At 68.7% G+C, this 13,858-nt stretch carries 15 protein-coding genes; 8 read left to right on the top strand and 7 right to left on the bottom strand.

All coding sequences use genetic code 11. From position 1 onward, the window contains the following. Positions 1-144: 144 nt before the first annotated feature. The gene (locus NVV57_06315; protein MCR6712322.1) at positions 145-525 is read right to left on the bottom strand and encodes a hypothetical protein; all 381 of its coding nucleotides are present in this window, start codon (positions 523-525) and stop codon (positions 145-147) included. A 131-nt stretch (positions 526-656) separates the two neighbouring features. Here NVV57_06315 and NVV57_06310 point away from each other — a divergent pair, with 131 nt between their 5' ends. Genes NVV57_06310 through NVV57_06280 form a run of 7 tightly spaced genes read left to right on the top strand, consistent with a single transcriptional unit; the run spans position 657 to position 8,182 of the window. Further along, positions 657-1,091, top strand: coding sequence for a glycosyltransferase (locus NVV57_06310; protein MCR6712321.1), 435 nt, complete (start codon positions 657-659; stop codon positions 1,089-1,091). Then, a complete protein-coding gene (locus NVV57_06305; GenBank protein ID MCR6712320.1) occupies positions 1,037-1,690 on the top strand; it encodes a glycosyltransferase family 4 protein in 654 nt (217 codons plus the stop codon). The genes NVV57_06310 and NVV57_06305 overlap by 55 nt, the downstream gene beginning before the upstream one ends. 43 nt (positions 1,691-1,733) lie before the next feature. Then, a complete protein-coding gene (locus NVV57_06300) occupies positions 1,734-2,996 on the top strand; it encodes a nucleotide sugar dehydrogenase (GenBank protein MCR6712319.1) in 1,263 nt (420 codons plus the stop codon). After that, complete coding sequence (locus NVV57_06295) at positions 2,993-3,871, top strand: ABC transporter permease (protein MCR6712318.1); 879 nt, start codon at positions 2,993-2,995, stop codon at positions 3,869-3,871. The genes NVV57_06300 and NVV57_06295 overlap by 4 nt, the downstream gene beginning before the upstream one ends. Beyond that, a complete protein-coding gene (locus tag NVV57_06290) occupies positions 3,864-4,631 on the top strand; it encodes an ABC transporter ATP-binding protein (protein MCR6712317.1) in 768 nt (255 codons plus the stop codon). The genes NVV57_06295 and NVV57_06290 overlap by 8 nt, the downstream gene beginning before the upstream one ends. Positions 4,632-4,633: 2 nt before the next feature. Then, a complete protein-coding gene (locus tag NVV57_06285; protein ID MCR6712316.1) occupies positions 4,634-5,713 on the top strand; it encodes a glycosyltransferase family 4 protein in 1,080 nt (359 codons plus the stop codon). A 30-nt stretch (positions 5,714-5,743) separates the two neighbouring features. Further along, positions 5,744-8,182, top strand: coding sequence for a N,N'-diacetylchitobiose phosphorylase (locus tag NVV57_06280; GenBank protein ID MCR6712315.1), 2,439 nt, complete (start codon positions 5,744-5,746; stop codon positions 8,180-8,182). Between the two features lie 12 nt (positions 8,183-8,194). On the opposite strand, the gene NVV57_06275 is transcribed toward NVV57_06280, so the two are convergent. The 4 genes from NVV57_06275 to NVV57_06260 form a co-directional block, all read right to left on the bottom strand. Beyond that, positions 8,195-8,890, bottom strand: a complete 696-nt coding sequence (locus NVV57_06275; protein MCR6712314.1) for a hypothetical protein — start codon at positions 8,888-8,890, stop codon at positions 8,195-8,197. Between the two features lie 180 nt (positions 8,891-9,070). Next, positions 9,071-9,472 carry an FKBP-type peptidyl-prolyl cis-trans isomerase gene (locus tag NVV57_06270; protein ID MCR6712313.1) on the bottom strand — a complete coding sequence of 134 codons (402 nt, stop codon included), beginning with the start codon at positions 9,470-9,472 and terminating at the stop codon, positions 9,071-9,073. A gap of 9 nt (positions 9,473-9,481) precedes the next feature. Continuing rightward, on the bottom strand, positions 9,482-10,555 hold the full coding sequence (locus NVV57_06265) for an alanine/ornithine racemase family PLP-dependent enzyme (protein MCR6712312.1): 1,074 nt from the start codon (positions 10,553-10,555) through the stop codon (positions 9,482-9,484). Next, complete coding sequence (locus NVV57_06260) at positions 10,552-11,715, bottom strand: DUF1611 domain-containing protein (protein MCR6712311.1); 1,164 nt, start codon at positions 11,713-11,715, stop codon at positions 10,552-10,554. Before NVV57_06260 ends, NVV57_06265 begins: the two co-directional genes overlap by 4 nt. Positions 11,716-11,845: 130 nt before the next feature. On the opposite strand from NVV57_06260, the gene NVV57_06255 reads away from it, so the two are divergent. After that, a complete protein-coding gene (locus NVV57_06255; protein MCR6712310.1) occupies positions 11,846-12,475 on the top strand; it encodes a LysE family translocator in 630 nt (209 codons plus the stop codon). Here NVV57_06255 and NVV57_06250 read toward each other — a convergent pair. Further along, on the bottom strand, positions 12,472-12,723 hold the full coding sequence (locus NVV57_06250) for a DUF1905 domain-containing protein (GenBank protein MCR6712309.1): 252 nt from the start codon (positions 12,721-12,723) through the stop codon (positions 12,472-12,474). The two genes, NVV57_06255 and NVV57_06250, sit on opposite strands and share 4 nt — an antisense overlap. After that, the gene (locus tag NVV57_06245) at positions 12,716-13,837 is read right to left on the bottom strand and encodes a methylated-DNA--[protein]-cysteine S-methyltransferase (protein MCR6712308.1); all 1,122 of its coding nucleotides are present in this window, start codon (positions 13,835-13,837) and stop codon (positions 12,716-12,718) included. Before NVV57_06245 ends, NVV57_06250 begins: the two co-directional genes overlap by 8 nt. Between the last annotated feature and the right edge of the window lie 21 nt (positions 13,838-13,858).

The following is a 13,858-nucleotide window of genomic DNA, read 5'->3' as shown; positions in this document are numbered from 1 at the left end:
TCGTGCCATGCTTTGACCGTGGGAATCGTGCGCAACAGCGTCGTCGCTGTCGCTGCCGTGTGGCATCACCGCCGCATCCATCCCATGGTGATGCGGGTTCGAATCCTGCGAAGTGTGCCGAGTTCTGCGCGGCGCGCGGTCGCCTCAGTCCTGCCACGCAACTCCCCTACCGGCGCCGCGTCCGCGTGGTTGGCCGGTGACCGCGAGCGCGCGGAGGCGGTACTCAGGGCCACCGCAGCCGGCACCACATCGCGCCGCACGTCGAGCGCCCTCGCCGCAACGGCCGCGCTTCACGAGCCAGGCCTCGCGCCATCTGCCTTGCCTCGCGGCGACGGCCCGCGCCAGCGGCACGCCGTCGCACTCGTCCTGCGCGAGCGCGGCGCCCTGTCGGCCGCCCGCGCACTCGCCACCGGCTCGCGCGCGCTCGAGAGCTTCGGCGACGTCGTCGACGGCGAACTGGCCCTGCTCCAAGGCGAGATCGGCGCCCCGGCCGCCCCGCCGTCGGGCGGAAGCCGCACCGTTCATGTGGTCACCAACGCGCTGCCGGACGTTGTGGCCGGCTACACCACGCGGACGCACGGAATTGCGTCGGCACAGGCGGCGCGGGGTCCCGTGAGCGTGGCCACTCGTCTTGGCTTCCCCGTGGCCGGGGGCGCGTGCGCGCGCCGCTCAGGGTCACCGTCGATGGAGTGGTCTACGAGAGGCGGCTGCCGCGACGCGGGCAGCAGGGGCGCGTCGACGTCGCGGCCACGGCGGAGGCCGCGCGCCTCGTGGAGACCGCAAGCGATGCCCGCGTGCTGCACGCCCACTCGCATCACGTGAACGGCACGGTGGCGCAGGTCGCGGCGAAGGCGCTGGGATTGCCCATGGTGTACGAGGTGCGGGGCTTCCTCGAGGAGACATGGGTGGCGCGCGGAGGCGATCCGGAGGCGGAGTTCGTGAGGCTGGCCCGAGCCGCCGAGACGCGCGTGATGCTCGCCGCAGACCACGTGGTGACCCTGTCCGAGGGCATGAGGGACGAGGTGGTTCGCAGGGGGTGGCGGCGGACCGGATCACCGTGGTGCCGAACGCCGTCGGCTCGGAGTGGCTGAGCGGGGACGACGACCACGCGGCGGCTCGCGAGCGGCTGGGCATCGACGACTCGCTCCTCGTGGGGACGGTGTCATCGATCAACGGCTACGAGGGCCTCGAACTGATCGGCGAGGTGGTGGCGGAGCTTCTCGCGCGAGGAGTGAAGGCGCGCGGCGTGGTGGTGGGCGACGGGCCGGCGCTCGACGAGTTGCGCGTTGCCCCGGGTGCCGAGCATGTCACCTTCACCGGAAGGGTGAACCGGGAGTCCGCGATGCAGTGGCACCGGGCCATCGATGTGTTCGCGGTGCCGCGGCTGGACACGAGCGTGACGCGCGTCGTGACCCCCATCAAGCCGCTCGAGGCCATGGCGACCGGGTCGCTGGTGATCGCCTCCGACCTGCCGGCGCTGTTGGAGACCGTTCCGGATGCCTCAGGGGGGCTCGTGGTGACCCGTGACGCGAGCGCGTGGGCCGACGCCATCGCACGCGTCTTGGCGGCGGGAGAGATCGCGGAACGGGGCGCCGCCGGGAGACGTTGGGTGGAGGAGAATCGTACCTGGGAGGCACTCGTCGACAGATACGACGAGGTGTACGCCGCCGCACGTCGACGGCTAAACTAGGCAGGTTGTGCCGGGTTCACCGGGGCACATGAAGGGAACTGAAGTGGCTGTCGATCTGGTTGTAGTCGGGCTCGGGTATGTGGGCCTCCCACTGGTCCATGAGGCCACCAAGGTGGGCCTGTCCGTGGCCGGTTACGACATCTCAAACCGGGTGATCGAGGGGCTCAACGCCGGCCGCTCGCACGTCGACGACCTGAGCGACGACGACATCGCGAAGATCAACGCGACGGGCTTCTACGCCACGTCCGACACGGCCGTCTTCGACGACGCCCGGACCATCGTGGTGTGCGTCCCCACCCCGCTCTCCGAGCAGGGCGGCCCCGACCTGGGCCCCGTCGAGTCCGCCGCGCGCGCGATCGCCCCCCACGTCTCCCGTGGCCAGCTGATCGTGCTGGAGTCGACCACCTACCCGGGAACAACGGAGGAGGTCTTCCAGCCCATCCTGGAGGCAGCGTCGGGCCTCAAGGCCGGCGCAGACTTCGCGCTCGCCTTCTCGCCTGAGCGCATCGATCCAGGTAACCCCACGTATGGCCTGCGCAACACGCCAAAGATCGTCGGCGGGGTCGACGCGGCCTCGACCGATCGCGCTGCCGAGTTCTACGGCAAGGTCGTCGACACCGTGGTCCGCGCGCGAGGAACCCGTGAGGCCGAGTCCGCGAAGCTGCTCGAGAACACGTACCGCCACCTCAACATCGCGCTCGTGAACGAGATGGCGCGGGTGTTCCACAAGCTCGACATCGACGTGTGGGACGTCGTCCGTCTTGCCGCGACCAAGCCCTTCGGCTTCCAGGCCTTCTACCCCGGCCCCGGCGTCGGCGGGCACTGCATCCCCATCGACCCCAACTACCTCAGCCACCACGTGCGTGAGCGGCTCGGTGAGCCTTTCCGCCTCATCGAGCTGGCGCAAGAGATCAATATCACCGCGCCCGGATACGTCGCGCAGCGGGCGGCAGACGCGCTCCAGGCCGACGGCGTGGACGTCAAGGGCGCCAAGGTGCTGCTGCTCGGCGTGACCTACAAGGCCAACATCGCCGACGAGCGCGAGTCGCCGAGTGTCGACGTGGCCGTGGCGCTCGAGAAGCTGGGCGCCGACGTGAGCTTCCACGACCCGCGGGTTGCGGTGTGGAACGTCGAGGGGGAGTCGCTTGAGCGCGTCGCGGACCTCGATGCGGCGATCGCCGCGGCCGACATCGTGGTGCTGCTGCAGAACCACCATGAGTACGACGTCGACGCCATCGCGCGCGCGAGCAGCAGGCTGCTCGACACTCGCGGAGTCACGAGCCCCGGACTCGCGGAGCACCTGTGACCCGAGGCTCCTCGTCGGCGGGCGAGCCAACGTCCGCCTACGCGGAGCTCGCCGCCAAGCACGGGCTCGTCCAGCAGGGCGTGCGCGGGCCGTTCGGTGCCTATCTGCGCGACATCTGGCGCAGCCGGAACTTCATCTGGGAGCTCGCGCGGACGCGCACCTACTCGGCGAACGAGAACACGTACCTCGGTCAGCTCTGGGCGATCCTCAATCCGCTGTTCTTCGCGGGCGTCTACTACCTCGTCTTCGGCGTGGTCCTCGACACCCGGGGCAATGTCGACAACTTCGTCGGCTTCCTCGTCATCGGCGTGTTCGTGTTCCAGTTCCTGTCTGCGGCGCTGTCCAGCGGGGCGTCGGCGATCGTCTCCAATACGTCGATGATCCGGTCTCTGCGCTTTCCTCGGGCCGCGCTCCCCATCTCCGTCGTCCTCACGGAGTTCCTCACCCTGCTGCCCGCGATCGTGGTGATGTTCGTGCTCGTGAGCTTCAAAGAGAGGCCATCGTGGGAGTGGCTGATGGCGGTGCCGATGTTCTTCATCATCACCATCTTCAATGTGGGCGTTGCGCTGTTCATGTCGCGCCTCACGAACCACTCCCGCGACCTCAAGAACATCACGCCCCTCATCTCGCGCGTGCTGCGCTACATGTCTGGCGTCTTCTACCCGATCAGCTACTACACCAACGAGAGCATTGGCGCGCTCATCCTGCAGTACCAGCCGTATGCACTCGCGCTCGACGTCATCCGCGCTCCCCTGCTCTCCGAGTTCCCCATCATGTGGGGTCACGTGCTGGCGATGACGGGCTGGGCGGTCATCGCCCTCGTGGTGGGAATTGTGTACTTCTGGCGGGGAGAGGGGAAGTACGGCGTTGACTGACCTCCCGATCGATGAGCCCGTCCTCATTGCCGATGACGTCCACGTCACGTACTACGTGCACGGCGGCAAGCGGTCCACGAGCAGCGGCGAGCGCGGCACTCTGTCCAAGATCCTCGGCACCGGCCTCGGGGCAAGCGGTCGACGCGCGGTCCAGGCGGTCAAGGGCGTGAGTTTCGTCGCCAACCACGGAGAGCGGATCGCACTGATAGGCCACAACGGTGCAGGCAAGTCAACGCTGCTGCGGGCGCTTGCCGGCCTGATGCCCCTGAGCGGCGGTGCCGTGTACGCGGGTGGTGAGACGTCGCTGCTGGGCGTCAACGCGGCGCTGTCCACGTCGCTTACCGGCGCCCAGAACGTCACCCTCGGCGGCCTCGCCCTTGGCCTCAGCCCGCAAGAGGTGAAGGACAAGTTCGACGACATTGTCGAGTTCTCCGGCCTGGGCGAGTTCATCAACTTGCCCATGCGCGCGTACTCCTCGGGAATGGCCGCTCGTCTCCGCTTCGCGATCTCGACCGCGAAGATCCCCGACATCCTCATGATCGACGAGGCGCTCTCCACGGGCGATGCGCGCTTCCGCAAGCGCTCCACCGAGAAGATGGAGGAGGTGCGCGACCACGCGGGAACGGTGTTCCTCGTTAGCCACAACGCGCAGACCGTCGAGCAGTTCTGCGACCGCGCCATCTGGCTCGAGCAGGGCCGCGTGGTCGAGGACGGCCCGGTGAGCGAAGTCCTGCCGCGCTACACGGCCTCCATGGAGTAGCCATGCGAGTGTGGATCGTGACGGTCGTGCACGACCCTCAAGACGCGCGCATCGCGGTCCGCGAGTTGGGGACGCTTCTCGAGGACGGCCACGAGGTCACGTTCGTCGCCTCCTTCAGCGCTTACGGCAGGCCAGTGCCCGACGGTGTGGCTGGCCTGGACGTGCCGCGCTCGGCAGGGCGTCACCGCCTTCGCGCCGTTCGCGCCGCTCGCGCCACGCTCCGCGAGGCCGCTGCGCAAGCGGACCTGATCCTCCTTCATGACCCAGAGCTGCTGCTCTCTGTCATGGGGCAGCGTCGACGCCTGCGCGGCGCGCGCATCATGTGGGACGTCCATGAGGACGTACCCACCCTCGTCGACTCGCGCGCGTGGCTGCCGCGGTGGGCGGCCGCGCCCATCCGCTGGGGCCTGCGCCGCCTCCTGCTGTGGGCGGAGCGCCACCTCGAACTCATCGTGGCCGAGGAGTCGTACCTCAAGAACTTCCGCGACCCCCATCCGGTCGTCACGAATGCGGTGACGATCCCCGCTCAGGTGCCCCCGCCGTCGGGCAACCGGGTTGTGTACGTGGGTCGCGTGACCGCTCAACGCGGCGGCGAGGAGCTGCTCGCTCTTGGCGCGCTCCTGGCGGGGACCGCCGAGCTCCTGGTGATGGGCCCCGCGGATGCTGGGCTGGCCGAGCGCCTCACCTCCGCCACGGAGCGTGGCGAGCTGGACTGGCGCGGGTTCGTGCCGAACAGGGAGGCGCTGCCGCTCATCGAGGGGGCCATTGCCGGGCTGTCGCTGCTCCACGACGTGCCGAACTACCGGCACTCGCTGCCCACGAAACTCGCGGAATACGGCGCGCACGGCGTCCCCATCATCACCACGCCCAACCCGAGCTCCGTCGATTTTGTGGAGCACTCGGGTGCAGGGGTTGTAGTGCCATTCGCCGATGTCGAGGCCGTCGCCGAGGTCATCTCACGGCTGATTGAGCATCCGGAGGAGGCGGCGACGCTCGCCGCGGCGGGGCGAGAGACCGCGTCGACGCTCTTCAACTGGGCCATCGCCTCCGAAACGTTTCGCAGCGCGGTCGCGGGTCGGTAGGCTCGTGGCTCTCAGCTGAGAGGACGCCCCATGCAGTACGGCCACTTCAACGATGAAGCGCGCGAATACGTCATCACCCGCCCAGACACGCCCCGGTCGTGGTCCAACTACCTTGGCTCCCGCCTCTACGGCGGCATCATCACGCAGGGCGCGGGCGGGTACTCGTTCTATAAGTCCGGCGGCACGGGGCGCGTGCTGCGGTTCCGCTTCAACGGCGTGCCCCAGGACGAGCCAGGGCGCTTCATCTACCTCCGCGACGACGCGGACGGCGACTTCTGGAGCGCAAGCTGGCAGCCCGTCGGCAAGCCGCTGCGCGGGCGGGACGGAGAGGGAGACGAAACCCAAGCGTCAGCCGTGCGCCATGGCCTTGGCTACTCGATCTTCGAAAGCGAGTATCGCGGCATCCGCTCGGAGGCCACCTTCTTCATTCCCAAGGACCAGGCATTCGAGTACTGGTCGGTGAAGGTCACCAATGACGGCCCGACGCCGCGGCAGGTCTCGCTTTTCAGTTACGCCGAGCTCGCCAATGAGTGGAATTACCGCCAGGACCTCGAGAACCTCCAGTACTCCCAGTACGTGGTGGTGGCGAAGTACGCGGACGGGATGATCTCGCGGAAGAACTCCACGCGGACCGCCTTCTCCGAGCTGTGGTTTGGGCAGGCCGGGGCGGACGTGGCCTCGTTCGACACGGACCGCGACCTGTTCCTTGGGCCGTACCGGACGCAGGCCGCGCCTCTTGGCGTGGAGCGGGGGACGCTGAGCGGTTCGCAGACGGTTGGCGATAACTCGTGCGCGTCGCTGCACTCTGTCCTGTCGCTCGCGCCCGGCGAGACGCGGCAGGTGATCTTCATGCTCGGCATGGGCTCGCCCGATGCGCCGTGGTCCGACGGCGACGGGCTGGTCCACCGCCCGGGCCGCGAGATCATTGCGGAGTTTGGGACGCCCTCGCGAGTGGACCAGGAGCTTGCCGCGATCCGCGAGGAGTGGCGCGACTTCCTGGCGCCGCTGCAGGTGGCCACGCCGGATCACGAGATGAACTCGATGATCAACGTGTGGCACGCGTACCAGACGCACATGACGTTCAACTGGTCCCGCGGGGTATCCCTCATCGAGGCTGGCGATCGCGACGGGCTCGGGTACCGCGACACGGTGCAGGACATGCTCGCCGTGACGCATGCGATTCCGGAGGCGGTGCGCGAGCGGCTGTCGATGATCCTCACGGGGCAGACGGCCGAGGGCGGTGCGCTGCCCCTGGTGAAGCCGTTCACCCACAACCCGGGGCACGAGCCCACGCCGTCGCTCGAGAAGTACCGCTCCGACGACCCCCTGTGGCTCCCGATCACGGTGGCGAACTTCGTGTACGAGACCGGCGATGTCTCGTACCTTGACCTTGACCTGCCCTACGCCGACCACGGCTCGGCCACCGTGTTCGAGCACCTCAAGCAGGCCATCCAGTTCTCGCTGGACCACCGCGGGGCGAATGGGCTGGTTCAGGGTCTGCAGGCGGACTGGAACGACTGCATCCAGTTCGGGACCACCGGTGAGTCGATGTTCTCGACGTTCCTCATGGCGAACGGCGCGCGCGTGGTGGCTGAACTCGCCGAGCTCACGGGGCGGGATGGCGATGCTGCGTGGGCGCGGGGGGTGCTTGAGTCGCTGGCCCCGGTTCTTGAAGGCGCGTGGGACGGCGACTGGTACATCCGCGGCATCTCCGCCACCGGGGCCAAGCTGGGTTCGGACGCGCTCGACGAGGGAAAGATCTACCTCGAGCCCAACGTGTGGGCCGCCATCTCCCAAACCGTGCCAGAGGACAGGGCGATCGGGGCGATGGACTCGGTGCAGCGTCGGCTCTCTACCGAGCACGGAGTGGCGCTGTGCGCGCCCGCTCACACCAAAGAGGTGCCGGGGGTTGGGCTATCGCTCCTGGTATTCCCCGTCGGTCACAAGGAGAACGGCGGCATCTTCTGCCACGCGAACTCGTGGACCATCGTGGCCGAGGGCATCCTGGGCCGGGGAGACCGCGCGTATGACTACTACCGCTCGTACCTGCCCGCGCGCTACAACGATTCCGCGGAAGTCCACCAGGTGGAGCCGTACGTGTACTGCCAATTCACGCACGGGCCAGAGAGCCCCCGGTTTGGGCAGGCGCGCAACCCGTGGCTGACGGGAACGGCGTCGTGGTCTTACGTCGGGGTCACGCAGCACATCCTCGGGATCCGGCCGGAGCTCGCGGGGCTGCGCATTGACCCGTGCCTCCCGGAGGGCTGGGACGGCTTCCAGGTGACGCGTCAGTTCCGCGGCATGTCGCTGACGATCAACGTGGTCAACCCGCTCGGGGTGGCGACGGGCGTGGCGTCTGTGATGATCGGCAAGCGCGAGGTGGATCTGGCGGGCGACTCGAAGCGTGGGGCGCTGGTGGCGGTGGCCGAGCTCGCCGACGGCGCCGTGCTCACGGTCACGATGGGGTGACGCTCAAGCGCGCTAGTTGAGTTCGGCGTTCTTCCACGAGGCCAGACAAAGGACCCCCGGCTGTCCGTGGGCCCACTCGTAGTCTGTGGGGAACGTGATGTAGAAGCTCCTCGCTCCCGAGGTTTCCGCCTTGTCCCACGCCTTTCCACAGACCTCTTCCTGGTATCCCTTCCCAAAGCCAGCGTCGAAGTCGGCTTGAGTCGCGATCGTCGCGGCCACGATCTTCCAGGTCCACTTCTTCGGCGAGCAGTCCACGATCTTCCAGGCGGGTCTCTTCCCTGTGCCAGGGAAGATTGCGTCGGTCTCGCTGAAGCATGGTCCGGCTGCTGGCGCGACCTGATAGGCGCGATATGTGCCCGGCAGTGAGTGCTTGGGGCTCTCTAGTTGCCCAACGGCGTGAAAGTCACCCGCACACGGGCCTGAAACTGGCTGCTGTTCTCCCACTGACTGGCTCACGGTCACTGTTGAGTTCCCGTATTCGAGGCACGCATGATCGACGTCGGCGCCCCACACCGTGATGACACCGTCCGCGATTTGGGGAGACGTAGTGGTGTCGTTGACCAGCAGCAGGCCATCCTTGGCGGCGATCACTGGCATGACGCCGGTGACGTCGCCGGTGAACAGCACAAAGTTCGAGAACAGGAATCCCAGATCGATCTTTGCAAACGCCTCGTCAGGACTGACTGAAGCCGATGGTGAAGGACTCAACGATGCGTGGCTGGGGCTTGGGCTCGGAGTCGGTGTGCGTTCCCCTTTGGCGCTGCATCCGGTCAGGGTGATCGCCGCGGCCGCGACTAGTGCTACCGCACCGACAAGGCGACTCCCCGATCCCCGCATGGTGCGCATCGTATTGGCGCCACCCGCGCGACACAAGACCCGCTGATGGGATTAGCGCGCGTCGAGGACGTCCACCGCGAACACGAGCGTCGAGTTGGGCGGGATGGGGCCGACCGCCCGCGCGCCGTAGCCCTTCTCCGGGGGCACCACGAGCAGCAGCTTGGAGCCGACGGGCTGGCCGACGATGCCCTCGACCCACCCGGCGATGAGCGAACCTCGCGCGATGACGAACGAAATCGGCTCGCCCCGACCCCACGACGAGTCGAAGGTGCTGCCGTCCGGCAGCCACCCCGAGTAGTGCACGGTGATGGACTGGCCCTCGGCGACGGGAGCGCCGTCGCCGGCCTCGAGCACCTCGACGTGCAAGTCGCTGGGCAGCTCCACGCCGGCGAAGTCGGGGACGGGTGCGCCAACGGCATCGCGGGTGATCTGGGGAAGGTTCGATTCGCTCATGCCGCGAGCCTACGCGGTCACGGCCACGGGGATCAGGCGCTCTGCCACAAACGGCGACGTCATGGCACGCATGAGCGCCGAGTAGTCCACGCCAAACCGAATCTCGGTGCCTGCGGGCAACCGCGTCGGCGTCTCGAGCACGAGGTGGTCGCTGCTCGCTCCAAGCACGCGGAAACCCGGGGGCGGCGTGAGGCCATCCGGATCGATGTCCTGCCGGCCGAGTGCGACGACGGTCTGGATGATGGAGCCGCGCGCGGTGGGCGCCGCGACCGCGCCGAACGCGCTCTGCGCACGATGGCCCCACGGCGCCGCGGGCTTCGACAGCGACTCGATGACCGACCCGACCACCGCGAACGCGTCCGTCCGCAGTCCAGGGATGGGCGTGCGCGTCAACGGATCGAGCCCGAGGAGGATGGATTCCCCGAGCCTCAGATCGTTGATCGCGCCAACGCGTCCGCGCCCAAGTGCCCAGCCAAGGTTCGCCGAGTTTCCCCCGCTGAACAGGGGCGTTGAGGTTCCGAACAGCGACCGCATGGTCCCCGCGACGGCCCCCAGCTGCTGCATCTGATCGTCGCCCGGAATGACTCCGGACAGGCACGCGAGGTTGGTGCCGAGCCCGGCGAGCTTAAGGTGCCGCGTACGGGAGATGGTGCGCGCGGCGTCGAGCGCGTCCGCAACCATGACGCCCTCACGAAGATCGCCGAGTTCCACCATCAGCACGATGCCGTGCGTGAGCGCCCGCTTCCCGGCGGCCACCGACAGGGCGGTGACGACATCGAGGTCGCTCACTAGAGAAAAGTCCGCGCTGCTCACCGCGCGATCCGCCCACTCGGGCGCGGGCGAGCGCAGCAGCACGAGCGGCACCCGCACACCCGCCTCCCGGAGCGCCTCAAGGTTCTCCACGCGGGAGTCGCCCAGGCGCTTCACGCCGCCACGGATCATGGCCTTGGCGATGTCCGGCGACCCGAGCGTGGCCTTGGTCACCCCGGTCACGGCAATCCCGCGCCGAGCCAGCCGCGAGACCAGCGTGCGCGCGTTCTGTTCGATGGCCGCGAGGTCCACCTCGATGCGGGGTGTGATCATGCGGTCGCGGCGGGGACGAGATCGAGCAGTTCGGGGAACGCTCCGGTCACCATCTCCACGAGTGCGGCGGGTTCGTGCCAGAGCGCGTCCGCGACCGGGACTCCGAGCAGCGCCTCGGTCACGATGGCCTCGGCGTCAACCTCCGCCATCGTCATGTCCTCGTGGTTGATGGTGATCCCGATGACGCGGGTCTTGCCGAAGGTCTCGATGAGCGCCAACTCGGACGCTGCGGTCGGCATCGGCACCGATGGGTAGTCGGACAGCACACGCCGTGCGGGTGCGTGCTGCATGATCACGCCCTGCGGGCGGCTGGCTCGCAGCACCACGGTGGAGCTCAGGTACGCGGGGTGGCTGAGAGCTCCCTGCCCCTCGATCACGATCACCGCCGGATGCTCGGCCTCCCACGCAGCAACAACGGCGCCCTCAAGCTCGCCCACCCCGAACTGCGCGGGAATGGCGTCGAGCGCGACGGCATAGGCAGCGCCCTGCATCATCCCCGTCTGCCCGGTGCCGACCATCACGGTGTGAATACCGGCCTCGTTGAGCGCCGCGGTGAGAAGAGTGGACGTGGTGCGCTTGCCGATCGCGCCATCGGTGCCCAGCACCGCGATGCGGACGCAGTCGACCTCGTCGATCGAGCCGTCGAACATCCTCAGGTCCTTCGTGGCTCGCGGGCGGCGCACGTCCAGCATCTCGGTGCCGGAGAGGGTCGCGGCGGCCACCATCTCGGCGTCGTCGTTGAGGAACTCGTGCAGCCCGGAGACGATGTCGAGCCCACTCATGATCGCGTCCAGCACCACGTCGCGATCGTCCGCGGACATCAAGCCGGAGAGCGGCGCGAGCCCAAACAGCAGCACCTCGAGCGAGCCGGGCGCCGACGCGATGCCACCGGGATGGCGACCGGCCGCCGCGAACGCCTCGTCGAGCGACGCGACCACAGGAATCCCGATCGCCTCGCCGCCCAAGGCGACCCCAGCGTCGGACCCCGCGCGGGTGCTGTCGATGACGGCGACAATGCGGTAGCGCTCAGACGAGCGCACCAGCCCGTTGGCCGTCTTGCCGTCGATGCGACCGAAGTTGCCCTCGCAGTAGATGACGGCCGCGCGCCGGCGCAGGCCGGGCTTCGCGAGCGCGGGTACGGGCGGGGAATATGCGTGCATTGGGCGTCCTCGAGTCAGTGCTCAGAGGAGGCGCCAGGATCGTTCCGGCGGCTACGCCAGTGTCAACGAGAGGTCCCCACTAAGAAGTGGTGGATGGCCAGTCTACGCCAGTGCGCCGTAGCATCGGCGCATGTTCCCGTCGGTGCACGTGCTGTGGGCGTTCGGCCTCGTCGTCGCCCTGCTCACCATCACCCCTGGTCTGGACACCGCGCTCGTGCTCAGGTCCGCGGCGGTTGCCGGGCAGCGCAGGGCGTGGGGCGCGATCATCGGCATCATCTCCGGCACCCTCGTGTGGGGCGTCCTCGCGGCAGTCGGCGTTGCCGCCGTGCTCGCCGCGTCCGCCACCGCATTCACTGTCCTCAAGCTCGCGGGCGCCGCGTACATGGTGTGGATGGGGGTGCGGCTGATAGTCGCCGCCGCCAAGGGTCACGTCGCGCTGCCCGACGCTGCCACACCTGGCAATACCTTCCTCGCCGGGGCGTGGCAAGGGTTCCTGACCAATCTGCTCAACCCCAAGGTGGGCGCGTTCTACGTGGCGCTGCTGCCCCAGTTCATCCCGGCGAGCGCGCCGCACCTCACGTGGGGCATAGCGCTCGCGGGTGTGCACGCGGTGCTCGGCGTCATCTGGCTTGGCACCCTCGCGCTGTTCGCGGGCCGTATCCGCCCCTGGCTTCAGCGGCCGCGGGTGACCCGCGGCATCGACGCCGGGGTTGGTGCCGTGATCACGGCGTTCGGAGTGAAGCTCGCGCTCACCCGCTAAGCGAGCCGCAGCGTGACCTCGAGGGCGTCGCCCGGTTCGATCCCGGATTCGCGTCGCCGCGCCTGGCTGAAGCCGATCGCGGGCTCGCCCGCGTTGGCTCCCAGCGCGCGAGTGAACTCGAACCCGTTCACGTTCACCAGCAGCCGCGCCCTACCACCGCCCCCGAGCGCCGTCACCACCTCGCGCGGCACCGGGATGGCGGCGTTGCTCGCGTTTCCCCACATGACGGTTGAATAGGACTCAGACACGGGCGAGCGAACCCTCGCGGCCCAGCAGCGCCTTCTTGGTCTCGACTCCCCACGCGAAGCCCGTGAGCGTGCCGGACGCCCCCACCACCCGGTGGCACGGCACAAACAGCGCGACCACATTTGCCCCGCACGCGGCGCCAACCGCGCGGGAGGCCGACGGCGTTCCCAGGGCCGCTGCCACCTCGCCATAGGTGCGCGTCTCGCCTGCGGGAATCGTGCGGAGCACGTCCCACACGCGCTCGCGGAACTCGGTGCCGTGCGGCTCCACCGGAACGGTCGTCACCGCGGCGGCGTCGCCCTCGTAGTACGCGAGCACAGCGTCGGCCGCGGCGCAGGATCCGGCGACAACGGCGTCGGGCCGGATACCGGAGCGGGTGGCGACTTCTGTCACCGAGGGGGTCCAGCCGGAGCCGACGACAACGCCGCCTCTCTCGATGATGGTGAAGGGGCCATCGGGCGTGGTGAGGGTCTGGGAGGTGAACATGACGGTCCTTTCGGTGTCGCGGGCGAGCCCGTCGAGGATGAGGTCGAGGCCAACGGTGAAGCCGTCGCCCGGCGGCACGTCCTGAAGGTGCTGCAGGGCGTGTGCCATGAGGTGCGGGAGGCCGCCAAGGTCGAGTGCAGAGAGCGCCCGCGCAGCCTCGTCTCCAGAGGTGGGGACGTCGGCGAAGCCAATGTCCTGCCAGGAGTAGCCGTATACGTGCCCGTCGAGCACGTGGAGCGCGTGGAAGGCGAGCTCCGGCGCCACGCCGCCGGCGTCGAGATGGGCGAGCGTGGCGTCGATGACGCGCATGCGGGCGGGGCCGCCGTACGCGACGGGGAGTTGGAAGAACCACCGGTGGGCGAGCATCGCGCGGTGCGCCGAGCCGCACAGACGATGGAGCGCCGCGCGCCAGTCGCGTTCATCGAGCGCCAGGTCCAGCTCGTCCCAGACGCGGTCGACGATCCCGCGCAGGAGGTCCTCTTTCTTGGCCACGTGGTTGTACAGGCTCATGGCCTCGACCCCGAGGCCCGAGCCGAGGCGCCGCATGGACAGCGCCTCGAGGCCGTCGGCGTCCGCGATCGCGACGGCCGCGTCGAGGATCGCCTCTCGGGTGAGGGTGCCGCGGGCCATTCTGTCTCCAATGCTTGACTG

Origin of the sequence: Demequina sp., from assembly GCA_024707205.1 — a bacterium.
In the GTDB taxonomy this organism is placed as follows: Bacteria; Actinomycetota; Actinomycetes; order Actinomycetales; family Demequinaceae; genus Demequina.
The sequence above is the reverse complement of the archived record's forward strand: the minus strand, read 5'-3'. Positions and strand labels throughout refer to the sequence as shown.